Source organism: Thalassotalea profundi (genome assembly GCF_014653195.1).
Lineage (GTDB): Bacteria > Pseudomonadota > Gammaproteobacteria > Enterobacterales > Alteromonadaceae > Thalassotalea_B > Thalassotalea_B profundi.
Genome location: NZ_BNAH01000003.1, coordinates 219,346 through 245,610, shown reverse-complemented (window position 1 = coordinate 245,610; position 26,265 = coordinate 219,346). Strand labels below are relative to the sequence as shown.

At 35.6% G+C, this 26,265-nt stretch carries 23 protein-coding genes; 18 read left to right on the top strand and 5 right to left on the bottom strand.

What is annotated here, in order from left to right; all coding sequences use genetic code 11:
- Positions 1-40 precede the first annotated feature (40 nt).
- The 17 genes from IE155_RS05125 (at position 41) to IE155_RS05045 (ending at position 15,565) form a co-directional block, all read left to right on the top strand.
- Complete coding sequence (locus IE155_RS05125; protein ID WP_189377025.1) at positions 41-448, top strand: hypothetical protein; 408 nt, start codon at positions 41-43, stop codon at positions 446-448.
- An 83-nt stretch (positions 449-531) separates the two neighbouring features.
- Positions 532-888, top strand: coding sequence for a hypothetical protein (locus tag IE155_RS05120; protein ID WP_189377024.1), 357 nt, complete (start codon positions 532-534; stop codon positions 886-888).
- Positions 889-1,021: 133 nt separating this feature from the next.
- Entirely contained in the window at positions 1,022-1,330 is a 309-nt protein-coding gene (locus IE155_RS05115; RefSeq protein WP_189377023.1) for a hypothetical protein, read from the top strand.
- Between the two features lie 153 nt (positions 1,331-1,483).
- Positions 1,484-1,864: a hypothetical protein gene (locus IE155_RS05110; protein ID WP_189377022.1), complete on the top strand. Its 381-nt coding sequence runs from the start codon at positions 1,484-1,486 to the stop codon at positions 1,862-1,864.
- Between the two features lie 385 nt (positions 1,865-2,249).
- Positions 2,250-2,732 (top strand): GNAT family N-acetyltransferase, encoded by a 483-nt coding sequence (locus tag IE155_RS05105; protein ID WP_189377021.1) that lies wholly within the window; start codon positions 2,250-2,252, stop codon positions 2,730-2,732.
- Positions 2,733-2,834: 102 nt separating this feature from the next.
- The gene (locus IE155_RS05100) at positions 2,835-3,209 is read left to right on the top strand and encodes a hypothetical protein (protein WP_189377020.1); all 375 of its coding nucleotides are present in this window, start codon (positions 2,835-2,837) and stop codon (positions 3,207-3,209) included.
- 34 nt (positions 3,210-3,243) lie between these two features.
- Positions 3,244-3,591 (top strand): VOC family protein, encoded by a 348-nt coding sequence (locus IE155_RS05095; RefSeq protein ID WP_189377019.1) that lies wholly within the window; start codon positions 3,244-3,246, stop codon positions 3,589-3,591.
- 55 nt (positions 3,592-3,646) lie between these two features.
- Positions 3,647-4,555 (top strand): polysaccharide deacetylase family protein, encoded by a 909-nt coding sequence (locus tag IE155_RS05090; protein WP_189377018.1) that lies wholly within the window; start codon positions 3,647-3,649, stop codon positions 4,553-4,555.
- Positions 4,556-4,591: 36 nt separating this feature from the next.
- On the top strand, positions 4,592-5,464 hold the full coding sequence (locus IE155_RS05085; RefSeq protein ID WP_229817044.1) for a DUF5694 domain-containing protein: 873 nt from the start codon (positions 4,592-4,594) through the stop codon (positions 5,462-5,464).
- 250 nt (positions 5,465-5,714) lie between these two features.
- On the top strand, positions 5,715-7,160 hold the full coding sequence (locus IE155_RS05080; RefSeq protein WP_189377017.1) for a RimK family ATP-grasp domain-containing protein: 1,446 nt from the start codon (positions 5,715-5,717) through the stop codon (positions 7,158-7,160).
- A gap of 2 nt (positions 7,161-7,162) precedes the next feature.
- On the top strand, positions 7,163-8,311 hold the full coding sequence (locus tag IE155_RS05075; RefSeq protein WP_189377016.1) for a GNAT family N-acetyltransferase/peptidase C39 family protein: 1,149 nt from the start codon (positions 7,163-7,165) through the stop codon (positions 8,309-8,311).
- Positions 8,312-8,337: 26 nt separating this feature from the next.
- Positions 8,338-8,898: a DUF7010 family protein gene (locus IE155_RS05070; RefSeq protein WP_229817042.1), complete on the top strand. Its 561-nt coding sequence runs from the start codon at positions 8,338-8,340 to the stop codon at positions 8,896-8,898.
- A 7-nt stretch (positions 8,899-8,905) separates the two neighbouring features.
- Positions 8,906-9,628: a 16S rRNA pseudouridine(516) synthase gene (locus IE155_RS05065; RefSeq protein WP_189377014.1), complete on the top strand. Its 723-nt coding sequence runs from the start codon at positions 8,906-8,908 to the stop codon at positions 9,626-9,628.
- 241 nt (positions 9,629-9,869) lie between these two features.
- Positions 9,870-11,141 (top strand): O-acetylhomoserine aminocarboxypropyltransferase/cysteine synthase family protein, encoded by a 1,272-nt coding sequence (locus IE155_RS05060; protein ID WP_189377013.1) that lies wholly within the window; start codon positions 9,870-9,872, stop codon positions 11,139-11,141.
- A gap of 320 nt (positions 11,142-11,461) precedes the next feature.
- The gene (locus tag IE155_RS05055; protein ID WP_189377012.1) at positions 11,462-12,985 is read left to right on the top strand and encodes a S10 family peptidase; all 1,524 of its coding nucleotides are present in this window, start codon (positions 11,462-11,464) and stop codon (positions 12,983-12,985) included.
- Between the two features lie 214 nt (positions 12,986-13,199).
- Positions 13,200-14,387, top strand: a complete 1,188-nt coding sequence (locus IE155_RS05050; RefSeq protein WP_189377011.1) for a cystathionine beta-lyase — start codon at positions 13,200-13,202, stop codon at positions 14,385-14,387.
- Positions 14,388-14,437: 50 nt separating this feature from the next.
- On the top strand, positions 14,438-15,565 hold the full coding sequence (locus IE155_RS05045) for an anhydro-N-acetylmuramic acid kinase (protein ID WP_189377010.1): 1,128 nt from the start codon (positions 14,438-14,440) through the stop codon (positions 15,563-15,565).
- 44 nt (positions 15,566-15,609) lie between these two features.
- On the opposite strand, the gene IE155_RS05040 is transcribed toward IE155_RS05045, so the two are convergent.
- The 3 genes from IE155_RS05040 to IE155_RS05030 form a co-directional block, all read right to left on the bottom strand.
- A complete protein-coding gene (locus tag IE155_RS05040) occupies positions 15,610-16,608 on the bottom strand; it encodes a LacI family DNA-binding transcriptional regulator (protein WP_189377009.1) in 999 nt (332 codons plus the stop codon).
- Between the two features lie 169 nt (positions 16,609-16,777).
- Positions 16,778-18,310, bottom strand: a complete 1,533-nt coding sequence (locus IE155_RS05035) for an MFS transporter (RefSeq protein ID WP_189377008.1) — start codon at positions 18,308-18,310, stop codon at positions 16,778-16,780.
- Positions 18,311-18,398: 88 nt separating this feature from the next.
- Positions 18,399-19,733, bottom strand: a complete 1,335-nt coding sequence (locus IE155_RS05030) for a GH1 family beta-glucosidase (RefSeq protein WP_189377007.1) — start codon at positions 19,731-19,733, stop codon at positions 18,399-18,401.
- A gap of 288 nt (positions 19,734-20,021) precedes the next feature.
- Here IE155_RS05030 and IE155_RS05025 point away from each other — a divergent pair, with 288 nt between their 5' ends.
- Positions 20,022-21,311, top strand: a complete 1,290-nt coding sequence (locus tag IE155_RS05025) for a sugar MFS transporter (RefSeq protein WP_189377006.1) — start codon at positions 20,022-20,024, stop codon at positions 21,309-21,311.
- A gap of 67 nt (positions 21,312-21,378) precedes the next feature.
- Here the strand turns inward: IE155_RS05025 and IE155_RS05020 are convergent, their stop codons facing one another.
- On the bottom strand, positions 21,379-22,890 hold the full coding sequence (locus IE155_RS05020) for a tryptophan halogenase family protein (protein WP_189377005.1): 1,512 nt from the start codon (positions 22,888-22,890) through the stop codon (positions 21,379-21,381).
- A gap of 134 nt (positions 22,891-23,024) precedes the next feature.
- Positions 23,025-26,024, bottom strand: a complete 3,000-nt coding sequence (locus tag IE155_RS05015; RefSeq protein ID WP_189377004.1) for a TonB-dependent receptor — start codon at positions 26,022-26,024, stop codon at positions 23,025-23,027.
- Positions 26,025-26,265 lie beyond the last annotated feature (241 nt).

Here is a 26,265-nt window from a genome sequence, read left to right as displayed (position 1 = left end):
TATTTTAGCCAACATATTATTTGCCTCTTAACGAGGCATTATGTTTTTAAATGGAGTTAATATGAAATATCGGATATTTATTTTAAGTGTTTTCCTAGCTGGTTGTGCCTCAACCGAATCACAAGTGAAAATTGATAATATCGAGCCAACTAATACTAATTTAGTTGAGTTTGCCGCTGAACATAAATCAAATTTAATTAATCTGGCATGTAGTCCAAAAAATGAAGAAGCTGGTAAAAGTGTACTCTGGGTAACTAAATGCAATGAGTTAGCATTCAATTATTTAAAAAGTCAGTTAAATAGTGGTGTAGCCTTTCAGCGTCCAATAAGTAAAAATCCATTTGGTATGGCTGCTGATTTTACGGCTAAAATTTTAATGTCTAATCCATCAAATTTTAAAGCTGTTAGCTTAGGGCAGACATTTAAGTTTAGTATAAACAAAATATAACAAGGTTTTAAAGTCGGACTCGTAACAGTTTGCTCGGTTCCACTTCGTTCCACATTTTAGCAAACTATTACAAGCCGCTTAAAATGGCGTTATATGCCAAGGAAGTTGTGGTGCAAGAATCTGAAAAATATGTGGATAAAATTAAGAGTAGCGCGGCTAATTTATATGTTGTTGCGGCTTTTTATTTAGGGTTCGCGTTTTTCGATACCTCTTTGATTCCATATATTATTGCTTTAGTTGTGCTTGGTATTCCTATTTTAAAATGGAAATCTCGGATTGCTTCATTACTTACAGTAATATTTGGTGGCGTAACTCTATTTATATTCTTAAACAAAGCCTCTGTTGATAGTTTTGTATTAATTGGCGCAGTTGTAGTTATTGGGTCAGGTTTACACGCAGGTTATTACTCTTTTAAATTGCATAAATTAGCTATAGAGTAATTGGCATATAACAAGTGCCTCAAGGCTCGCAAGCTCGCTCGGACAATTAACATGGGCTATTGTCGCTGCGCTTAATATTTTAGCCCATTATTAATTGCCGCTTAGGCAGGCGTTATACCTCAAGGAGTGAGCTATGAGTTTTGAGTTAATTTTCTTCTCTATTTTTATTCCATTTTGTTTATTCATATTTTATTCATTTGCTAAAAGTAGTGGTTGGTCAAAACTTAGTGAGAAATATAAAAACAAGGAAGAATTTAAAGGTGTAATAATCAAAAATATTACTGCAAACTTTAAAAGCAACAATTACAGCAATGTAATCTTAAATATTGGCTTTAATGATCAATTCATGCACTTATCAATTAATCCTTTTTTTAAGCTTTTTACGCCAAACTTACTTATTCCCATTCATGATGTTTTTTTTCTAAAGCAAAAGGTAATTTGATATTCAAATTTAAAATAGAGTTTAAAGAATATCCTGACATATTCATTTGTATAACAAAAAGATNGGCTCTGATTTTTTAAGTTAACCCACGATATGGAGGCTAGCCTCATGGGGAGTCATTATGTCTATGTTTTCACAAGGAAGGAGTCAATTATGACCAAGGTGCTCAAAAATATTATTTCATTTCTACTAGGTAGTTCTTTTGCTTATATCTTTGTATGGTTATCTGGTGTTGTTGTAGCTATGCCTGTCCCAGAGTTTCTTCGACCATATAAGGAATTCGTGGTTTCCTACTATCCCAATATATTAATCGTATTATTTGCGTCAATTTTATCTTTAATTATTGTTTTAATAGTTCGCAAAGCATTTACTTTATTCACTAAGCAAAACTTATTTTACTTTACTCTGCCAATAGTTTTATTCTTAGCATCAATTTTCGTATTTTTAAGCTTTGCTGTAGCACCTATAATGTATGCAGCAATTCCTACCTTGTTAGTAGCTGTATCGTTAAGTAATGGCGCACAAAAAACATAACAATACGCTTAAGAACGGACAAAAAACAGTTGGCTTTTGCTCGTTCCTTGCTAATTTTAGCCAACTATTTTTTGCCTGTTAATATGGGCTTTATAACTCATCACACGGTAGCGTGTAAGGATGCACAAATGAACATAAACGCAACGTCTGCAAGCCAAGTCATACTCATTAATTTCTTAGTTATGCTGTATTTTACTTTGAAATTTTCTCGGGGGAAATCTGATAACTTACCACTTGTAGGATTTTATACTTTTCTCTTAAGTTTTCTTTTCTTTCCTGCGAGTTGGCTTTATTGCTGGTACTGGTCAAGAAAGAGATCTAAAGCGGAAAGTGAGTTATTAGCAAAACCAGCATTCAGACTGCGGAATTAGTTGGGGCTTAGCGTTTGGAAATAAAAATAGACGACTTATCAGGTGGTGAAGTTATAGCGCTACTGAAAGAGCATTTGGCTGATATGTACGCGACTTCGCCGCCTGAAAGTGTTCATGCTTTAAATGTGGATGCACTTAAATCACCTGAAATCACGTTTTTTAGTGGCTGGAATGATAACAAGCTACAAGGTTGTATTGCTATTAAACAATTAACACCTCAACATATCGAAATAAAATCAATGAGAACAGCTAATGCTTCTCGTAAATCTGGCGTGGGTACAGCGCTTCTTTCACATGCTTTAAATGCGGCAATAGAGAGAGGGTATCAAAAGGTGAGCTTAGAAACAGGCACTCAAGATTTCTTCCTGCCTGCTAGAAAGCTTTATGAAAAGTTCGGTTTTACCTATTGTGAACCATTTTCAGATTATAAGTTAGATCCGAACAGTTATTTTATGACAAGGAAATTGGGAGATAAACTCCTTATCAACACACTATAACAGTGATTCTATGCATTGAATCATTTAATGGGAAGTTGCCCAAAGCTAGAAATATATAGTGTTATTAAATTCATTTAAACAGATAGAGAAAGTATAAAAGTAATGTTAGAAATATATATAGCGTTGAGTGTTGTTATTGGCTTAGTCGACACTTATGGTGGTTACATTACGACGAAAAATAATGGTGTGGTTAATACTAGTGGGAGAGTGGTAGTACTTTCTTTTATTGGTTTTTTCTGGGCAATCACGTCTGCTTTTGCATTATTTACACTCGATTTTCAGCCGTTGCAATTATTGATCCCTGTTTTGTATCTTACTCATAATATACTCGGTTGGTGTTATGGAATATGGATAGTTTCAAAAATAGACACGGATAAGCTAGAGCAAATAAAAGTGCCTTTATGGTATGCAAAATTTTGTTTTAATTTTGGTATTGTTTTCACACTGTGTTCTATTTTTATTTTATTGAACAGTTAGAAATAACTTTTGTATTTAACAAAGGAGTCTTTATTTGAAAGTTGATGATATTCGAGTGTTTATTCCGAGTAAGTCATACGAAACGTCTCAATCGTTTTATCAAGCGTTAGGCTTTAAAATGGATTATGTTAGCGATGATTTATCTTTATTTGAAAATGGTGAATGTACTTTCTTTCTTCAAAATTTTTATAATGAAGAATTTGCGAAAAACCTAATGTTTCAGTTGGTTGTAACGGATATAGATGAAGCTTATAACACGATTTCTAATTTAAACGGTTTTGAGTTTAGATATGAACCTATTAAAAAAGAGCCTTGGGGCAAAGTTATTTATTTGTGGGGGCCGTCAGGTGAACTATGGCACATTACAGAATTAACGAGTTAAGCATATTTAAACTCATATTTAGTTTCAGGAAAAATTTTTAGAAGGGGTCGTTTAAATGAATAAGGTGTTTTGCTTATTTTTATTATTGTTTACGTCAATTGCCGTTAACTCGAAAGAAATAGCGATTACATTTGATGACGCTCCGTTACCCGATTCAAATTTGTATTCTGGTGAGCAAAGAACCCAAAAATTAATAACCGCATTAAAAAAGTTAAATGTACCAGATGTTTTCTTTTTTATAACAACGAACAACATCACAAATAAAACCCAAAAACGCGTAGAGGCTTATGCTGAGGCGGGATTTTATCTTGGGAATCACAGTCACCAACACTTATTTCCTCATCAAAAAGGGATTGAAACTTATCTTCAAGGCATAACTGAAGCACATAAGCAATTAAGCCATTTTGATAATTTAGTGCCTTTTTATCGTTACCCTTATCTTGATGAAGGAAAAGATAAAAAGACGAGAGATCGTATTCGCCAACATTTGCAGGAATTAAATTATAACAATGGCTATGTAACGGTTGATAATTTCGATTGGTATATGGATGCTTTACTGCAAAAGGCTTTAGCTGATGGCAATAAAATCAATTATGAAGCACTAAAATCTGCCTATATTGATATTCTATGGGGATCTATTCTTTTTTATGATGAACTTGCTCAAAAATCTATAGGACGGTCACCAAAACATATTTTATTGCTACATGAAAATGACATAGCCGCTTTGTTTGTTGGTGATTTGATTGAGCATATACGTATGCAAGGGTGGAAAGTAATTTCGCCTAAAGACGCCTATGAAGATCCTATCGCTATTAATGTGCCCGACGTACTGTTTAATGGTCAAGGTAGAGTGGCTGCTATTGCAAAAAGTAAAGGCTGGGATGAAAAGTATTTAAGAAACCAAGGCTCTAATAAAGCTTACCTAGATAAATATTTTGATGCTAAGAATGTTTTTGAAAAATAATAATTGGAATACTGCTAATTAAAAGGAAATTAGGCAATGCGATACACAGTGATAATGATAAGTTTTCTAGTGTTATTAAGCTTTAATGTGGAAAGCCGAGAAAACAATGCCTTACAGGCAACTAAGATGCAGGTAAAGCATTCGAAAATTAAAGTGCTTAATTTCGGTACTTTTCATTTTGGCCCCACATCTGATGCGCATAGCACTGAATTTGACGAAGAAGATAAAAACTTACATAAAGACGTAAGAGCGATCTCTAAAATGATCGCAAAATTTCGTCCAACTATTATTTGTGTCGAATCTCTCCCTGAAGAAAATGAAAAACTTAACTTACTATACCAACAATTTTTAAAGCAACCATCTGAGTTAATAATCTCAAGTGGTGAAACTAGTATGATCGCGTTTGATGTTGCTAGGCTTAACAAAATTGACAAAATTTATGGCATAGATAATCACATGGGATATAACTACAGCGTAGGTGATTTCATTGAAAATAGTCCTGAACTTACCAATTCGATAGATCCTGAAACCTACTTAGAAATTACTAATAATCCCTTTAAAAATTATCCAGAACTTGCCGAACTCGATAAAAAGTATGAGTCGCTTTCTTTACTTGATAAATTGAGGTTCATTAATCATCCAATAAATCTTGATGCATCAATCAATGCCAATGCCGATAAACTGTTATATGTTGGTATGGATGATAAATTTGAGGGGGCAGACAATGCAGCACTTTTTTATCACAGAAACATGAAAATTTATTCTAACCTTAACCGGATTAAAATGAATAAAAACGATCGGGTATTTATTCTCATGGGATCGGCACATACGGCTTTTTTAAGAGAGTTTATAAAGCGAAGCCCTAAATTTGAAATGGTTGATACTTTAGACTATTTAAAAGCTGAATAAGTAAGTTTGACAATAAATAATCATGTGCATTTTTACCTTCGTTAGTCATTGATTTTTAAGGGTAAATATTTAATTTTCAAACTCTTGAAATAATATTTGCATATTCTAATAAAAGTGCTAAATTTAGCGCGTTATGCCGCGCCGTTGATTATCACGAACTCAAAATCCGTCCTATATCTACAGAAAAAACATCCTTTTACAGCATAACATTTTAAATAGTATGACTTAATTTCTTTGAGGGTTACCGATTGTGTATAAAACACTTATTGTTGTAGATAATGAGCATGTAGACCTGGGTGAAGGCCGACCTGATGTTATCAGTTTTGAAAAATATTTACGTGAATATCCTAAATTAAATGAACCTAAAACACGCATTATAAATTTGTGTGATACAGAGCAATATTTAAGTAAAGGTTATTATTGTTCATTACTTGCTGAAGCGCGGAATCATTTTGTGCTACCGAGTTTAAAAACCATTAATGGATTACGTAATATCACTCATGATAGCGATAGTAGCGCAGTTTTTTCTCATTTGTTGAGAGGCTTAGATACTGTCGTTAATAAGCACATATTATTTGGTAAAACCGATAATAGCGAACTTGATAAGTTAACAGCTAAAATTTTTGCTTTATATCCGGCGCCTTTGCTTAATTTGAATGTTCAACTTGCTGATGGCAAGCCAAATATAGCTATTACTCGTATTTCTTTTTCGGATCTTAATGAAAGTCAACAGCTGACATTTCTCCAACACCTTGACGAATTTAAACAAACAGTTTGGCGTATTAATAACAAACGAAAAAACTTTCGTTGGGATATGGCTATATTAGTTGATCATGAAGATAAAGTGCCACCAAGTAATAAGGAGGCTATCGCTCGCTTTGTTAAAGCTGCTTATAAGTACGGTATTAATGCGGAAGTCGTAAGTATTGATCAGTTAGATGATATTGCGCATTACGATGCGTTATTTATTCGTGAAACAACTGCAATTGACCATCATACGTATCGATTAGCACGCAAGGCTGAAGATTTAGGCTTGGTGGTTATTGATGACTCAGCCTCTATTTTGCGTTGTTGTAATAAAGTGTATTTGCACGATGCCTTTAATTACAAAAAAGTACGTAGCTTAAAAACGCAAGTGGTTAGTGATCAAAGTTCTGAGACGATAAGTTTATTAGAAAGTATGTTTAATTATCCTGTGGTATTAAAAATGCCAGAGGGATCATTTTCTAACGGTGTTTTTAAAGCTAAAGATCGTGAGGAATTATCAAATAAGCTTAATGAACTCTTTAAAATGAGTGCGCTGGTATTAGTGCAAGAATATTTATATACCGAATTTGATTGGCGTATTGGTGTATTAAATGGCAGAGCTATTTATGCATGTAAATATTTAATGGCACGTGATCATTGGCAGATTTATAACCATAATGCGAAACGCTTTTTTTCAGGTGGTTTTGAAACTTTACCTACATTTGAAGTGCCAAAATATGTACTTGATGCCGCGTTACGTGCTAGCAGCGTTGTTGGTATGGGGCTTTACGGTGTAGATATAAAAGATGTAGATAATAAAGCGTATGTGCTTGAAGTTAACGATAACCCAAGTATTGATTATAAAGTTGAAGACGCTTACTTAAAAGATGAATTGTATATGCAAATAATGGCTGAGTTTCATCGTCGATTAGAAGATCGTGGTCGTTAAAAATGCACAAAACTAAAGGTCAGTTTTTCTATCGTTTTGCCACCGATAACGATTTAAATGCACTCGTGTCATTAGAAAACACGTGTTTTGAATATGATAAATTAAGTAAGCGGAGTTTTCGTCATTGGATTAAAGCAAGCCATGGAATTTTGGTGTTAGCAGAAACCATTGGAAACGACGAAAATGCAAGTGAACTTGTTGGGTATGGTTTAGTTTGGTGTCATAAAGGCACTCGTTTAGCTCGTTTATATTCGCTGGCGGTTAATCCTAAATGGCGAGGGAAAAATATTGCTAGTGAATTACTTACTGAACTTGAAACTGAAACATTACAACGTAATCGCTATTATTTACGGCTAGAAGTTTCAAAGAGCAATTACAGCGCATTGAGTTTATATAAGCGTTTAAATTATCGTGTTTTTGGCGAATATAGTGATTATTACGAAGATCATAGTGACGCTTTTCGTATGCAAAAACAGTTGTTACGAAAGCAACCATCTGATTTTCAACATGCGACAAACTGGTACCAACAAACAACAGAATTTACTTGTGGACCCGCCTCTTTAATGATGGCGATGAATAGCTTAGATAACACGATATTGATGGAGCAAGGTTTAGAACTTGATTTATGGCGTGAGTCTACCACTATTTTTATGACATCGGGTCATGGTGGTTGTCATCCAATAGGTTTAGCTAATGCGGCTAAAAAACGCGGTTTTAATACTAAGACTTTTATTAATCAGCAAACGCCATTATTTATTGATGGCGTAAGGTCTAGCCATAAAAAGCAAATAATGGAAAGTGTTCACCAGCAATTTGTTGAACAAGCTGAAACGTTAGGTGTGGATATAGAATATTGCGATATTAATCAGTCGCAACTCACTAAATTTTTGAGTGAGGGTTACACGATTATTATGTTAATTAGCACATATCGATTAGATGGTAAAAAAGTGCCACATTGGGTAACAATAACGGGATTCGATGATCTTTGTTTCTATGTTAATGATCCTGATTTAGATGCTAAATACCAATTACCTATAGACTGTCAGTATTTACCTATTTCACGCGATAATTTCGATAAAATGTCGATGTTTGGCTCAGGGAAACTTCGTACGGCAGTTGCTATTAAGCTACCTAATGATAAGCTAAATTAATTCTTACGATTTTAAATTTTTGGACAATGATGGATTTTAAACAAGCACAAAATGATATGCATACCTCATATGTTGGTGGTGCAACCGGGATTTTGGTTTCTGGTTTAGTGTGGTGTATGGCAGGGACCGCCGCGTTACTATACTCAAACGAAATCAGCATGTTGGCTTTATTCTTTGGCGGTATGTTTATTCATCCTTTAGCCATGTTGTTGTCAAAAATACTCAAGCGCTCTGGTAGTCACCAATTAGAAAATCCATTAGGTAAACTTGCATTAGAGAGTACCATTATATTGTTTGTAGGGTTATTTATAGCATTTGCTGTGGCTAAAATTCAGACTCAATGGTTTTATCCAATTATGTTGCTAATTATTGGTGTGCGGTATTTAATTTTTAACACGTTATATGGAAATAAAACGTATTGGGTTTTAGGCGCAATTCTAATGTTTTCTGGTATGTTGTGTATATTAATGGGGTATAGTTTTGTGGTTGGTGCATTTATTGGGGGGATAACTGAGTTATTATTTTCAGTTGTGATCTTTAAGCAAACTAGGGCATTAGACCTAAAAATAACCTCTCAGGTAAAATAAATAGAAAATGTCAATTAGTCGCGCACGTCTTGATCGCTTTGTCAGTGAAAAATGTAACATTAGTCGACGCGATGTGCGTTTATTCGTTGCGCAAAAGCGTATTATTATTGATGGTGAACCGGCAAGTGACATAAGTGTCATCATTGATAAGTTTTCAAAAATTGTGTTAGATAATAAAGTATTACAAAATAATACGCCATGCTATGTCATGTTACATAAACCAACAGGCGTGGTTAGTGCAACTAAAGATAAACAACATAAAACAGTGATTGATTTATTAACTATTCAAGAGAAAGACCAATTACATATTGTGGGGCGTTTAGATTTAAATACTTCAGGTTTAGTGCTATTAACCAACGATAGTCGCTGGTCTGAAAGGATAACATCACCAGATAAAAAAGTTAAAAAACGCTATCTAGTGACCCTTAAAAACCCGTTGACTGATGATTACATTTCAGCTTTCGAAAGCGGCATGTACTTTCCATTTGAAAATATCACAACACAACCTGCCACCTTAAGGATATTGTCTGATCATATCGCGCAAGTTGAGTTAACAGAAGGGCGCTACCATCAAATAAAACGTATGTTTGGCCGTTTTCGTAACCCCGTTATTGGCTTACATCGGGAGTCTATCGGCAATCTTGCATTAGACGATAGTTTATTATCAGGACAGAGTCGCTATTTAACTTCATTAGAAGTTGAAAAAGTTTTTCAATCTTATGATAAATAACGCTTTTTAATTAACCATCCAGCTACATAACCTTCCTTTATTACTTAGTTGAATAAATTTATTGTATTTATTGTTTTAGATGGCTAGACTTCTATTGCTTCGTTTTTGTTCAGTCACTGATAAAACGTATTAGTTAAAGAATCAATATCATCACTAATAGCATTATCGCATTTTTATATTGATAGAAGGCTCATAGGGCAATATGCCCGTAAATCATTAATTTAGTTTGGAGACAAAAAGCATGAAATTAGAATCAATTGCCCTTCATGAAGGTTATAAGTCTGAAGAAACCACAAAATCGGCTGCGGTACCTATTTACCAAACGTCTTCATATACTTTTGATAATACCCAACACGGGGCTGATTTGTTTGATTTAAAAGTCGCGGGAAATATTTATACTCGAATAATGAATCCGACTACAGATGTGTTAGAGAAACGAATGGCAGCCATGGAAGGGGGCATTGGTGCCTTATGTGTTGCTTCTGGTATGGCTGCTATTACATATGCTATTCAATGTTTATGTGAAGTTGGTGACAACATTATTAGTACGAGTGAAGTGTATGGAGGGACTTATAATCTTTTTGCTCATTCATTCCCTAGACAAGGTATTGAAGCGCGCATGATCTCTCATAATGATTATGACGCTTTTGAAAAAGCCATTGATCATAAAACTAAAGCGGTTTTTTGTGAGTCTATTGGGAACCCCGCAGGCAATATCGTTGATATTCCCCGCTTAGCGGCGATAGCACATAAACATGGTGTGCCTTTAATTGTTGATAATACGGTGGCAACGCCATATTTGTGTCGTCCATTTGAACTTGGCGCTGATATTGTCGTGCATTCACTCACTAAATATATTGGTGGTCATGGTACAACCATTGGTGGTGTTATTATTGATTCTGGCAAGTTTGACTGGGTAGCTAATAAGACGCGTTTTCCTGCTTTCAACGAGCCAGATCCTTCATATCATAATGTTGTTTATACCGAAGCATTTGGTCCTGCGGCGTACATTGGCCGTTGCCGAGTGGTTCCTTTGAGAAATACTGGAGCTGCGCTATCACCAACGAGTTCATTTCAGCTTTTACAAGGACTTGAAACATTAGGCTTACGTATGGATCGTCACTGTGAAAATGCTGAAAAGCTTGCTGCATTCTTGCAACAACATAAAAAAGTTAAATGGGTTAATTATGCCGCATTACCTAGTAGTCCTTATTTTGAACATTGTAAAAACATAACTAAGGGAAAAGCCTCAGGTATTATAAGTTTTGGTGTTGAGGGCGGTATTGAAGCCTGTTCAAGGTTTATAGATGCATTGGAGATGATTTTACGGTTAGTTAATATTGGTGATGCGAAATCTTTAGCATGTCATCCTGCTTCAACTACTCATAGACAGTTAAGTGATGAAGAACTTGCTTCTGCAGGTGTAAGTGTCGACTTGATCAGAATTTCTGTGGGGATCGAGCATATAGACGATATTATTGCTGATGTGAGTCAAGCATTAGATAAAGCATAATTGCTTGAACGTACTTTAATTTGTAATTTTAATTAGATTGTTATTCTTATTTTTTAAGGCTTAGTCATTTTAAAAACTAAGCCTTATTTTTAATTAGAATATGAAAGGGACGTAATAGTTTTATCTTCTTATCATCATTGCTATCAATCGCAAGAAACGGTTAGTTTATCTTTTAAAAAAGATTATATTTTTAGTTTGGTGTAGGTTAGTGATGTATAACTTATAATAAATTAATCGTTGGTATATTTATTAACTTCTGGCGTCTTTAAGTAGCTCGAAAGAATAATAAACTACAGATTAACAACCCAAAGGACACTTAGATGAAATTTAAACAATATATAAAACTGTTTAGTGTTTTATTGTTATTATCGCCTTTTGCTCATGCGGAATTTGAACGAAAAATTGCTATTGATGAAAGTAGTACAAGTAAGCATAGTACTACCGTAAATGGTAAAAAGTTTGATTACACAGCAACGGTAGGTACACAACCTGTATGGGATGAAGAGGGTAACCCAACAGCAACTCTATTTTATACTTATTATCAACGTTCAAAAGTAAAGGATAGAGCAAGTCGACCATTACTTATTTCATTCAATGGTGGTCCTGGTTCAGCGTCCGTTTGGATGCATGTTGCTTATACGGGTCCTAAAGTTCTCAATGTGGATAGTGAGGGGTACCCATTACAGCCTTATGGTGTAAAAACGAATGAATTTTCTATTTTAGATACTGCCGATATCGTTTTTGTTAACCCTGTCAATACGGGGTATTCTCGTGTATTGCCTAATAAAGAAGGTAAAATGCCATCAAAAGCAGAACAACAAAAAATGTTTTTTGGTGTAAATGCGGATGTTAAATATTTGGCTGATTGGATCAACACCTTTGTTACTCGCATGAACCGCTGGCAGTCACCTAAGTATTTGATTGGTGAAAGCTATGGAACGACACGTGTTTCAGGTTTAGCGTTGGAATTACAAGCACGCCAATGGATGTATTTAAATGGTGTTATTCTTGTTTCACCAACAGAAATTGGCATTAAGCGTGAAGGGCCGGTTGAAGCGGCTAACCGATTACCTTATTTTGCCGCTACCGCTTGGTATCATAAAGCTTTAGCTGATGATCTACAAAATCGTGACTTGTTAGAAATCTTACCTGAAATAGAAACTTTTACTGTTCAAGAGTATTTACCTGCTTTAGCTAAGGGCGGCTTTATTAGCGCAGAAGAAAAACAAGCAATTGCTGAAAAAGTTTCTCGGTTTTCAGGGTTATCAGTACAAGAAGTGTTACGTAATAATCTAGATATTGAAGCGTCTTATTTTTGGAAAGAAATATTACGTGACCGCGAACAAACTGTTGGACGATTAGATTCACGCTATTTGGGTATAGATGAAAAAGCTACGGGCAGCAGACCAGATTATAATGCTGAATTAACTTCATGGTTACACAGTTTTACACCAGCAATAAATTACTATTTACGTGAAGAACTAAATTACAAAACAGATATTAAATATAATATGTTTGGTAATGTGCATCCGTGGGATAGATCAAATAATAACACTGGTGAGCAACTGCGTTTAGCAATGGCGCAAAACCCTTATTTAAATGTCATGATACAATCTGGTTACTATGATGGAGCAACGAACTATTTCGATGCTAAATATACGTTATGGCAACTTGATCCCAGCGGTAAGATGAAAGATCGTTTATCTTTTAAAGGTTATAAAAGTGGACACATGATGTACTTACGTTATGAAGACTTAAAAGCATCTAACCAAGATATTCGCGAGTTTATGAAGGCAACACTTCCTAATAAAACAACACCGGCTAAATATCATTCAAAAAAATAATTTAACATAAAAACGTTTGAATTATTTTTGATCTAAAAATTGCCAGCACTGCTATTGTGCTGGCATTTTTATTTTCTTTACTACTAAATTTTTACCCAAATACAGTTAAATTCATTTTAATCAATAAACTCATTGTAATTCAGTGTTTAGATGGCTAGACTTCTAGTATAAATTTTGACTTAAACATCAATTTGCTTGATTAGTAGGAAAAACAATGAAGAAAGAAACTCAGTTTATTAATGCAGGCCGACAAGCTAAATGGACTAAAGGTGTTGTTAACCCGCCTGTAGAGCGAGCATCCACTGTTGTTTTTGACTCAGTTAAGCAAATGAAGCACGCGACGGCTAATCGTGGTAATCAAGTGCTGTTTTATGGACGCCGTGGTACAAGTACCTCGTTTGCCTTTGCAGATGCCATGACCGAAATTGAAGGAGGCGCGGGCTGTGCAATTTACCCATCGGGTACTGCTGCTATCACCAATGCTATTTTAGCTTTTGTTAAGACCGGCGATCATATTTTAATGGTTGATAACACGTATGAGCCAACTCGTGATTTTTGCGACAACGTGCTTAAACGAATGGGCGTAGAAACAACCTATTACGATCCTATGATTGGTGCTGGTATTGAAGATTTAATTCAAAGTAATACTCGTATTTTATTTTTAGAGTCTCCTGGCTCAATCACCATGGAAGTACAGGATGTACCAACATTGGCTGCTATTGCACATAAACATAATTGCATGGTTATGCTTGATAATACGTGGGGGGCAGGCGTTAATTTTAAACCTTTTGATTTTGGTGTTGATATTTCGATTCAAGCAGCTACTAAATATATTGTAGGGCATTCAGATGTAATGCTTGGAACCGCTGTAGCTACGGAAGAGTATTGGCCTACACTTCGCGAGAACAGTTATTTAATGGGGCAGTGTACATCACCTGATGACTTATATTTAGCAATGCGTGGTATTCGTACATTAGCAGTTAGGCTTAAACAGCATCAAGAAAGCGCATTAAAAGTTGCCAATTGGTTACAAACACGAGAAGAAGTGGGTAAAGTACTGCATCCGGCTTTTGAATCTTGCCCAGGCCATGAATTTTTTAAACGAGATTTTATCGGTAGTAATGGCTTATTTTCGTTTGTATTAACACGCGGCGATCAGCAATCATTAAATGCTTTACTTGATGGGATGAAGCATTTCAAAATGGGTTATTCGTGGGGCGGATTTGAAAGCTTAATTTTAGGTAATACTAATGTTGGTCGAATTCGAACAGTAACAAGTTGGGATGAAACATACCCATTAATACGTTTACATGTTGGTTTAGAAAATGTGGATGATCTTATTGACGATTTATCTCATGGTTTCGAACGATTAAATCAAGCATTAGAAAATAGAAATGATTGATTTTATTTGGTGTGAATTAATTCAATAAGTTATTTGTAGTTAGGATATTTATGACAACATCTGTAGGTGATTATTACATTGGCATTATGTCTGGCACTAGCTTAGATGCAATTGATGTCGCTCTTGTATCAATTAAAGACAATAAAACACAGTTAGTTTCGGCAATTGAAGCACCTTTTGAACATGAGTTAAGAGAGCAATTATTGACCTTATGTACTGATGGGCATGTTCATTTAAAAGCTTTAGGTGAGCTAACGGTGAAGTTAAGCTTAGCGTATTCAGATGCTGTTAACTTGTTATTAAGCCATCATAAAGTCAGTTCTGAACAAGTTTTAGCCATTGGATGCCATGGTCAAACTGTTTTTCATTCACCAGAAGGTAAATATCCTTTTTCCATGCAGCTAATCAATGCCAGTGTATTAACGGCTAATACCGGTATAACTACGGTGTCAGATTTTAGAAGTATGGATATTGCGCTTGGCGGGCAGGGTGCACCATTAGTACCAACTTTTCATCAAAGTCTGGTCAATAATACGAATCCAAATGCGGTGTTTTTAAATATTGGTGGTATTGCCAATGTGTCTTTAATAAACGGCGACAATTTAACTGGCTTTGATACAGGACCAGGTAATGTGTTAATGGATGGTTGGATGCAACAAAAGTTTGGGCTTAAGTATGATGATAATGGGACTTTAGCAAAACAAGGAATAATTATTGAACCCTTGTTAATGGCTATGATCAATGATGATTACTTTCATAAAAAAGGTGTTAAAAGTACAGGTCGCGAGTATTTTAATTTATCGTGGCTAACTTTACATTTGACTCAATTTTCAAATACATACCCTGAACAAGTGGTACGTAATGAAGATGTATTGGCCACTTTAGTTATGTTAACAGCTAAGACTATTGCTAACGCTTTAATGCATTTATCAAACACTGTGGTTTATGTTTGTGGTGGTGGCGCCAAAAATAGTTATTTAATTGAAAAACTCAATGATTTATTACCCAATAGTCAAGTGACCACAACTAAGTCATTAAATGTGGATCCTGACTATGTTGAAGCCATGGCATTTGCATGGTTAGCATATCGTTGTATTACGAAACAAACGGCTAATGATTGCGCGGTAACAGGTGCCAGCAGAAAGGCGGTTCTTGGGCAGATTACTTACAATAGTTAATATTAAATGAGCGCAATTAATCTTACTTGGTTTGGTTATAACAATTAAACAGATCCAACTGAGTTTCGTTCAATCACTGTAGGCTCAAAAATGTTTTGTATTTTGAGATTTTTGACATTATAAACAGATTTTAGGGCAAGCTTTGCAGCCATATGTCCCATTTCATAAATAGGGTTATGGATGGTTGTTAATGTTGGGTATAGATAGCTTGCATAAATAATATTATCGAATCCGATAATAGATAAACCTTCAGGCAAATTGTAGCCATGTTCACGTGCATATTTCATTGCACCTGAGGCCATTTCATCATTTGCACATGCAAGAGCTGTTAATTGATCGTTATTTTTAATGAGTGTACGTAAACCTGCAATACCACCGGTTTCTTTAAAGTCCCCCTCAAAGTAGAGTTTGTCATCAAAAGGAAGGTTAAATTCTTTCAATGCTCTTCGGTGACCTTGTAGTCGGCTTCTAGAATCAGCTTTAAATTCGGGACCGCCAATAAAACCAATGGCAGAATGGCCTTTTTCAATTAACGTTTTGGTGGCTAAATATCCCCCCATTTCATTATTTAGACTAATACAACGATCTTTGAGGTTCTCTACATAACGGCTCATGATGAAAATAGGGGTAGATTTTTTACTAAGTTCGATTAGATATTCATCACTTACCGCTTCAACATGTAAAATAAGTGCATCGCAGTTTCTACTTAACAGAAACTCAATACCATCTATTTCTTTTTCTTGCTCACTATGGCCTGTAGTAATTATTACATGTTTACCCGCAGCTCTTAATTCAGACTCTATACCACTCATCATTTGGCCAAAAAATGGACCATGTAATTCGGAAACTAAGATACCAATACTATTACTTCGGTTAGAAGCCAATGACTGAGCGATTGAATTCGGTCTATAGCCAAGTTGGTCCATGGCATCTTGTACTTTTTTACGTGTTTTTTCGCTTACCCGTGTATTTTTGTTCATGACACGGGAAACTGTAGCAAGTGAAACACCCGCTAGTTTTGAAACTTCGTAAATAGTGGCCATAAAATCCTTTAGTTCAATAAATTATAATGGTTAAAGCTAAACGCTTAATACGTTAAAGTCGATTCTTTACTAACTTGTTGAATTACTTTTGACAGCCCTTCATATTATCATAAGTAATTCATTTAGTTATATAGTTTTTATTTAGCGTTGCTAACTTGTCAATAGCCCATTACTGCTTATTTAAAGCTCTACGTGTTGTTAACTCTTCGCCAATTACTTTATTTTGTTCAGTTGTTAATGGATAAAAATACATAAGGGCAGCACCAATAAAGGCAAATGCCGCAGGTATCCAACTCATCAGTAATTGCATGCCAGGTAATGAGGCTTCAACCGTTGTTCTATCCATACCGTTATAGCCATAACCCGCCAGTACTACTAATACAAGAGCACCGGCAAAACCGCCCCCTGTTTTTTGCACAAAAGTTCCTGCTGAGTAGATAAGACCGGTTGCTCTGCGTTTATTTTTCCATTCGGAATAGTCAGCTGAATCACCAAGCATAGTAAAGAATAAAGTTGGCATCATTGCCGCAAAAAACTCTGCAGTACAGCCTAAAACAAATAATGCGGTGACATTACCTTGAGGTACCCAATATAAAGAAGCTGTAAATGCACCACTGATAATTAATGACCAGATAAATAACTTTCTTTTACCTATTTTATTCGCAATAAAGCTGGTGACTAATGCACCAAGAATTGAGACAATTAACAGTGCAACAAAGTAAGTTCCAGCTAATAATTCATTACCGACATGATATTTAAAATAATAGGCGATAACACCCATTTTAATACCATTAAACATCATAGTTAAGAACCCCATGCCAATAAGAATTAACCAAGGCTTATTGGTTAATAAGTCCACCATATCACGTTGCGTACTACTTAAATGATCGTTGTTACGATTTATTAAGTGTTGTATGCCAAACCACATGGCTACCATAACAATCACAAAAAAAGTTCCGGTGTATAAACCACGGTAATAGAAAAACAGGGAGATTGCTGTTAAAGGCAAAATAATAAAAGGAAGATTTTTAGTTAAATCGATTAACTCTTGCTTTAGTGATTGGCTATCATCTATCTGAGGAATAACTCGCTCTTTGGTACTTACGAAGGTAATTACCATTAAAGCAATTAATAACCCTGCAAACAAATACATTGTATGCTGATATCCTATCGCGTCGTTGCCAGCACCAAAATACGCGACTAAATCTGGTAAGAAGCCCATCACTAATAAGCCGCCTGCAAATGCGCCTGCAAATCTAAAGCCCGACAGACTTGTTCGTTCAGTATCGCTAGGTGTCATTACTCCCATAAGTGCAGAGTAGGGGACATTGTTTATTGTATAAGCTAATGTTAAACCAATATAAGTTGCATAGGCATAAATGAGTTTTCCATTTTCACTTAAGTCGGGGGTTGTAAAACAAAGCACCATAAACAATCCTAAAAATGGGGCAGACCATAAAATCCAAGGTCTAAATTTTCCATGCTTAGTATTCGTTCTATCTGCGATCATCCCCATAATGATATCTGTTATACCATCAGTTAATCGTACCACTAAAAATAGCATTGCGGCAGCAGCGGCAGTTATGCCGAAGGTGTCTGTATAAAAAACAGCTAAGTAAGCTAATGCACCGCGCCAAACCAGATTAGCTGCAGCGTCCCCCATGGCATATCCGACTTTTTCATACTTTGGTAATTTATTCATAATTTGATCTTTATAGTTATAATTTTGATTAAAGTAATTTTTAGTTTATGAAAAAAATTTATTAGCTTAATTTATTGCTACGTCTTCATTAACTACGCTCGCTGATAAAGCTTTTATAAGCTAAGCCGCTGGCTTTAATAGTGCGTATTTGCGTTTTATAGTCGACGTATACGATACCAAAGCGTTTTAAATAACCTTCGGCCCATTCAAAGTTGTCCATCAAGCTCCAAGCAAAATAACCTACCACATTTACTCCTTGATTAATTGCATCGTCAACAGCATTTAAATGGCGATTGTAATAATCAATTCTACGGGTGTCATTAATTTGATTATTTTCTATTACATCATCTATAGCGGCACCATTTTCTGTAATATAAATAGGTGGAAGCTTATAGCGTGTATTTAAGTCAACAAGTAAATCAGTAAATGCTTGTGGGTAAACTTCCCAACCAATATCGGTACGTTCGACATTTTCGGTATTAACTTCTTCAAACCATTCAGTGGGATGATGCTTATAACGTGCGCGGGTATAAAAATTAATGCCTAAAAAGTCTATGGGTTGAAAAATAATATCCATATCACCATCGAGTATCTGTGGTTTATGCTCGGCAGGTAGTTTATCGAAGAGTTCTGGGTAGTTACCATCAAAAATTGGTTTAGCATACCAATAATTAAAGTTTTGATTGGCGATTTCTGTCGCTGCTTGGTCTTCAGGAGAATCTGTTAATGGATATCCTGGAGTAAAATTTAAAACGATGCCGTTTTTAGTATTAGGACTTAATTTGGCCAGTACTTGCATGCCTAAACCATGAGCTAAAAGAATATGGTGAGCAGCTTTTTTACCATATTCTTTACCTACCTTTCCAGGGGCATGAATACCAATTTCATAGCCTAAATAGGCACTACAAAAAGGTTCATTGAATGTTGCATAAGAATATACTCTGTTTCCAAAAGCTTGTACCACTTTTTCGGTATATTCTTGAAATTTGTAAGCTGTATCTCGGTTTAACCAGCCGCCGTTATCTTCTAGATGTTGTGGTAAATCCCAATGATATAGAGTGACAAAAGGTTTAATACCTTTTTCATTCAGTTTATCAAGGATATTAATGTAAAACTGCATGCCTTCGTTATTAACACTGCCATCTTGATGTAAAACTCTTGGCCATGAAACAGAAAAACGATAAGCATCAACATTTAATGAATCTATAAGTTCAATGTCTTCTTGCCATTTAGTAAAATGATCGCAAGCAATACTACCATCAGAACTATCAACAACTTTCCCTTCAGTAGCGCAAAAAGTGTCCCAAATACAGGGCAATCTATGATCAATACCGCCTTCAATTTGAAATGAAGCTGTTGCAACACCGTAGGTAAAGTTTGATGATGACATAATAGAATTGTTATTTATTTTTATAATGCTCATTGGTTTCTTTGCAACTCCCAAATAGTTAGCAATGTGTTTAATTGTTCTAATGTTTGGTTTAAATACTATTGGAAGCGCTTACATTTTATTGTGTAATGTAACCCTTTAAAAATAATTTCTTATGTATTTATATTTTATGTGTTATAAATGAAAGCGCTTACATTTGTCATGTTAGTGTTTCAATAAACATTCGTCAATATATTTATTGAAAATAGATAGTAATAAGTATTTTATATACGCTAAAACGCATTAAATTATAATAACAGTTAAAATTATTTTGGGGGGCTTATGGCCAGTACACCTGTCAATGTGGACTTAAAAACATCATCAAATAGTGAAGGAAACTACACTTTCGCATTGGTAACACTCACATCCTTATTTTTTATGTGGGGATTTATTACTTGTTTAAATGATATTTTAATTCCGCATTTAAAAGGAATTTTTGAATTATCGTATAGCCAAGCAATGCTTGTTCAATTTTGTTTTTTTGGTGCTTACTTTTTAGTTTCTGTTCCAGCAGGCAAATTAGTAGGTAAAATTGGCTATCAAAAAGGTATTGTTGTTGGGTTAATTGTTGCAGCAGTTGGATGTGTTGGCTTTTATCCTGCAGCTTCTTTACATAGTTACCCCGTATTTTTATTTGCATTATTTATTCTTGCAAGTGGAATAACGATATTGCAAGTGTCAGCTAACCCTTATGTGAGTATTTTAGGAAAAGCGAAAACAGCACCTGCTCGATTAACAATGACCCAGGCTTTTAATTCGCTAGGTACTACAATAGCGCCGTTTTTTGGTGCATTTCTAATTTTAGATAAAGTTATTGATACCATGAGTAAAGTTGAACAAGCTAACTCTGTACAGTTACCTTATTTAATCTTAGCTTCTATGTTACTTATTCTGGCAGCTATATTTGCTTATATAAAGTTACCTGTGATTGAAACAGAGACTGTTTCAAATAATCAATCTTTTCAAAATAGCGCAATAGGGAATGCTAGTGCTTGGCAACATAGCCATTTGGTTTTAGGTGCCGTTGGGATATTTGTTTATGTAGGTGCGGAGGTTTCGATTGGGAGCTTTCTTGTTAACTTTCTTAATGAGCCTACCATTGCTGGAATGAAAGAATCTGAAGCGGCAAAATATATTGCTTACTATTGGGGCGGGGCTATGGTTGGTCGCTTTGTAGGTGCCATAGCTTTACAGAAAATTACTGGAGGCAAAGCGTTAGCGTTTAATGCTTTTTGCGCAGTTATTTTATTGCTAGTTGCTGTTTTTACTAGTGGAGCATTGGCGATGTGGTCAATTTTATTGATCGGCTTATTTAATTCAATTATGTTCCCAACAATTTTTAGTTTAGCGCTGACTAATTTAGGTAAACTTACTAGCCAAGGCTCAGGTATTTTGTGTTTGGCGATTGTAGGTGGTGCGGTTGTTCCTTATATTCAAGGATTAATAGCCGATGGCTTTGGTATACAGCTATCATTTATTTTTCCTATCATTTGTTATCTATTTATTGCGTACTACGGATTATTTGGGTCGACACCTAAGTCTCAGAAGGCTCTATTGAAAGATGCAAATTAAGCGGACGTTGTAAAAATAAAATCAAGCAACGAATGTTGTTGCTTGATTTTATTGTTTTTTTTACATGTTAATCATTAATAAATTGACAATACTCTTTTAAGAAATATTCATGGCTTGGTGCATTTTTAGCAGATTCTTTTACTTTTTTAGACATAAAGCTTAGATTACTATTCAAATAATCAAGGGGCATGTTATCAGCTCTTGCATTATAGGTTTTAGGTGTAATAGCAAAACCATTAAAAATAGCTAACCAACTGTCTTTACCGAATATTTCAAACGGATAGCGTAATATTTCACCATTATTTTGATAACGCTCAAGCTTCTCTGCAAGCAATTGAGGTAACTTCATTTCACGACAATATTGCCAAAGAGGTGAGTCGTTACGTTGATTTGCTTTATAGTGCAATATGATGAAGTCCCTAACTCTTTCATATTCCATTGTAGTTACTTCATTAAAGCGAGTGATAGTTTCTTGGTTATATGAGGTACTATCGAACGACTGTATCACTTTTTCAATGGCTGTTTCTACTAGGGCAATACTGGTGGACTCTAAAGGCTCTAAAAAACCACTAGAGAGACCAATCGCAATACAGTTTTTGCTCCAGGCTTGTTTTCTTCGCCCAGGTGTAAAAGTGAACATGCGCGGCTCATGCAATATTTCACCTTCTACATTTGCCAATAAACAAGCTTTTGCTTCTTCGTCGCTGGTGTATCGGCTACTATACACATAACCGTTACCTTGACGGTGCTGTAGCGGAATACGCCATTGCCAACCTGCCTTTACTGCTGTAGATATGGTACGAGGGGGTGGGGCGTCGACACTTTTGCTTTGAACAGCTACAGCTCGATCGCAAACAAGCCATTGGCTCCAATCTTCATAACCTGTGTTTAATGCCTCTTCAATTAATAATGCCCTAAAACCTGAGCAATCGATAAATAAATCAGAATGATGTGTTGTTTTATCATCAAACACTAATGAATTTATATCGCCGTGGCTATCAAGTGTCACATCAACAATTTTATTATCGATTAATGTCACATTATTCTTTAATGAGTACTCGCGCATTAATTTGGCAAACAGCGCCGCATCAAAGTGTAATGCCCAATCAAAAATGTCTAACTGGCTCTCTGGTTTATCCTTAGGAAAGGTAAATTTATTTTCATTGGCAAGCCTAACTCCTAAGGAGAAATCGGTTAATGGTTGTTGTCCGCCGTTTAAAGTATATCTTAACCAATAGTGATGAAAATCAACGTCTTTCGTGCCTTGACCGTAGAGACCAAAAGGGTGGATAAACGTCGTATCTATTTTATACCAATCTTTAAATTCGATACCTAGTTTGCAGGTTGCTGCTGTCGATTTTAATACCTCTAAATCTGAAAATCCGAGTTTTTGATAAAATCGTCTTAATGTGGGAATAGTGGCTTCGCCAACACCGATTGTACCAAGCTGAGATGATTCAACGAGGGTAATGTTAACGTTTTTTTCTTTAAAATGTTGGCTTAGTGCTGCTGCGGTCATCCAACCGGCAGTACCTCCGCCAACAATAACAATACTGTTAATTTTTTTATTATTTGTCATGCATTTTGACCTTTTTATTTCGCAATGCCGATAGGCTTTTATACCTTAATAATAAAAAACCGTCACAAGCTGTGACGGTTTTAATCGCTTTATATCTATAATGCTACTGTTTATATTACAACAGTAAACATAACTTAGAAACTAACGCGAGCGCCAAGCGTCCAGCGAGCTTCATATATATTTTGGAACGCTTTTTGATCAGAGAATTCAATATAGGTTTGTTGAAACTCTTCCAAAATATTTGAGCCATTAATATAAACGCTTACGTTCTCATTTACATTATAAGTGGCGCTAATATCAAGTTGTGAATAATCATCTTGGTATAATGATTGGCCACCAGTATCAGCTGTACCATTGGTAATTAAGCGTGGGCTACGAGAGTTCCATGCTAAACGAGTAGAAAATTCTTCTTGTTCATACCAAAGTACAAAGTTGTACGTGTCTTTTGACATTCCTTCAAATGGTAAGTCTTTACCATAAATGTCTTTACTTTCTTGTGAGCTATCACTGTAAGTGTAGTTAGCATCTATACCAAAGTTAGCAAAAATACTGTCAGAATCAACAACATCACTCAAAGCAAGTTTACCACCGATTTCGTAACCCGTTACGTTACCACCAGCACCTTGTACGTTAGCAGTAAACGGCCATGGTCCACGACTCACACCATCTGAATCAGGCTCATCAACCATAATAGTGTCACTTTGCGTAAAGCTTTCAATATCGATTTTATAGGTTGCAACATACGCCATTGATGCTTCACCTGCATAGTATTCTGCAGAAAGTGAATAGTTTGTTGAACGCCATGGATTTAACTCTGGGTTACCGTTTAAAGTACCGTTGACAACACGCATACAATTACAATCGTTGTCAAAAATTAAACCAACAGATTTACCGTCACCCCATTGAGCAAGGTTTAATGCTTGCATATTTTTAGAATAGGCACCACGTAATACGATTTCTTCTGAGGCTTTATAAGCAACGTTTAATGAAGGTAAATAATCAGTAAAGCTTCTATCTGTTACCGCATCACCAATATCCGGACCTAATCCTGAATGTGGTAAGTTAGGTCCTACTAAGTTTTGTTTAACGTATAGATCTGATTTAATTACTTTCATACCTACGTTACCGCTTAGGTTTTCATATTCAAAATTAATTTGAGCAAACGCAGAAGTTTCATCTAAAGCAACATCATAAGTACGACCACCATTTTCAGTGCGTTGTACATTGCCAAAAGTATCTAAATGCCATTGACGTGGGTCACGGAAGTTTTCTGGGTCTATAGACCATAGTCCCGGTATACCTGTTACACCACCAAAATCAGTTTGCCATGAAACAGAAGTGTGTTGATCTAAGCGAGTAGGGTTAAGCAAGGTATATGGTGTCCATGTGCCATTTACCATTTCACCAGCGCCTGCTGTATCTTGACATGTACTTTCTGTATAGTTTTGATCTACTGCTTTCCATTGAGCGATATCACAACCATCACCAAATTCAGAAGTATAGGTAAATTGGTCATGATCAACTTCACGTTCCATAAAACGAATACCAAAATCAATACTTGTAATAAAAGCATGGTCTTCTAAAGCATAGTTCCACTTGGTACTAAACGTATTGATTGTACCTTCATCGTCAGTATTACCTTCAGATGAAAATGCGCCAATGTGATAAGAGTCAAGGTCAGCCATATAATCAGCTACTGAACGTACACCTTTGCCACCATCAACCATTTGATCAAATCCACCAAAGGCTGGGTGAGTGCCTGATGCATCATAAGTTAATAAGAAGTCACTATCTTGGATACCTTGAGAGAAAGTACCCATACAACCACCTAGATCGCCAATGATCTCTTCACCATTATTACAATATTGAGCAGGGGTTAAATTACCAGGACCTGTAACTATTGAGCCTGAATCAATACTTAAAATATCACCTTCGCCATAGGCATGGCGCATTTTTGCAGTGGCTTTAGAGCGTGTGGCACGAACTTGACCCGTTAACGCGCCGCCATTGTCATAATTAAGTTCTAAGTTAAAATTGTGAGAAATTTCTTCGTTAACGTTTACTTGGGTAAATGTTTGTAAACGATAAGGAGCTATTTCATAAGCATCAACACCATTCCACGTTACGCCATCAGCATCAACGTAAGAGTCGCCAGTATATGAAGTAGGGATGGCATAATCAGCGTAACCCTGCCAGCGAGAGTTATGGTTAAAGCCTCGGCGGTTGTTAAAGCGATCTTGTGAGGTATAAAAATAGTCAGCAACTATTTCAAAGCCATCTCCTAGATCCGCTTGAAATGACAATTGAAGTGCATCACGTTCACGCTCTTCTTGCTTATTAAAGGCGGTAAAACCATGGGGTACAATGTAGTGATCTGCACCAGGAGTTCCAGCTCCCCAAGCATGAGAATTACTCGTCCAGCCGATACCACCATTTTCAGAAGTATCGTTATGACCATTATAATCTGTAGCTAAAGTAACATCTGTGGTTACAGCTGCTACTAAAAAGCCAAAATTATCCGCATTATAATTAAATAATCCATTAATATTGGTATCGTTTGTGTCACTGATTGAACCACGAATTAATTCAGCACCACCGGCAAATGTAAAGCCTTTTTCTAGATCGAATGGACGACGAGTTTTTAAGTCAATAGCACCGGCTATACCTGAAGCGGTATTTTTAGATTGCGCTGATTTATACACTTCAACTCCGGAGAAAAGTTGTGCGGGTAAATCACCAAAATCAGCACCTGAAGTATCGATAGTTGTGGCACTTAAAAAGGTTTCACCATTCATTGTTGTACCAATTTGAGGAAGTCCACGTATTTGAACAGGGCCACCTTCACCTGCAACACGTTCAATTTGTACACCTGTAATACGTTGTAATGAATCTGTAATTGTGACATCTGGAAGTTTACCTATATCTTCTGCAGAAATAGTATCAACTTGTGATGAAGCAAAACGTTTCGCATTAATACTTGCTTGTGTACTACCACGTATACCTGTTACTTGAATAACTTCTATTTCTTTTTCTGCTGATGCTTCTTCTGCATGAATAGCTGCCATAGGCATAGTGCCTAATATAATGGACAAACTAGTCACTAATTTAGTTTTTTTAAAGGACTTATTATTCATTGGATTCTCCCTCGATTTTCAATATTTCGTATTTTATAAGTTTTTATAATTATCTCTGTAAGCGCTTACATTATATTTAAAAAAAATAGTTAACCAAATATGATTAACCTAAATTGAAAGCGCTTACAATACGTTATGCTCAATGTTTGTACACGTCAACTTTTTTCGTTAATAAAATTAAAATTATTTCTAAATTCATAAGGGGTAATATCAATAAAAACAGTATAAACTCATGTTTTAT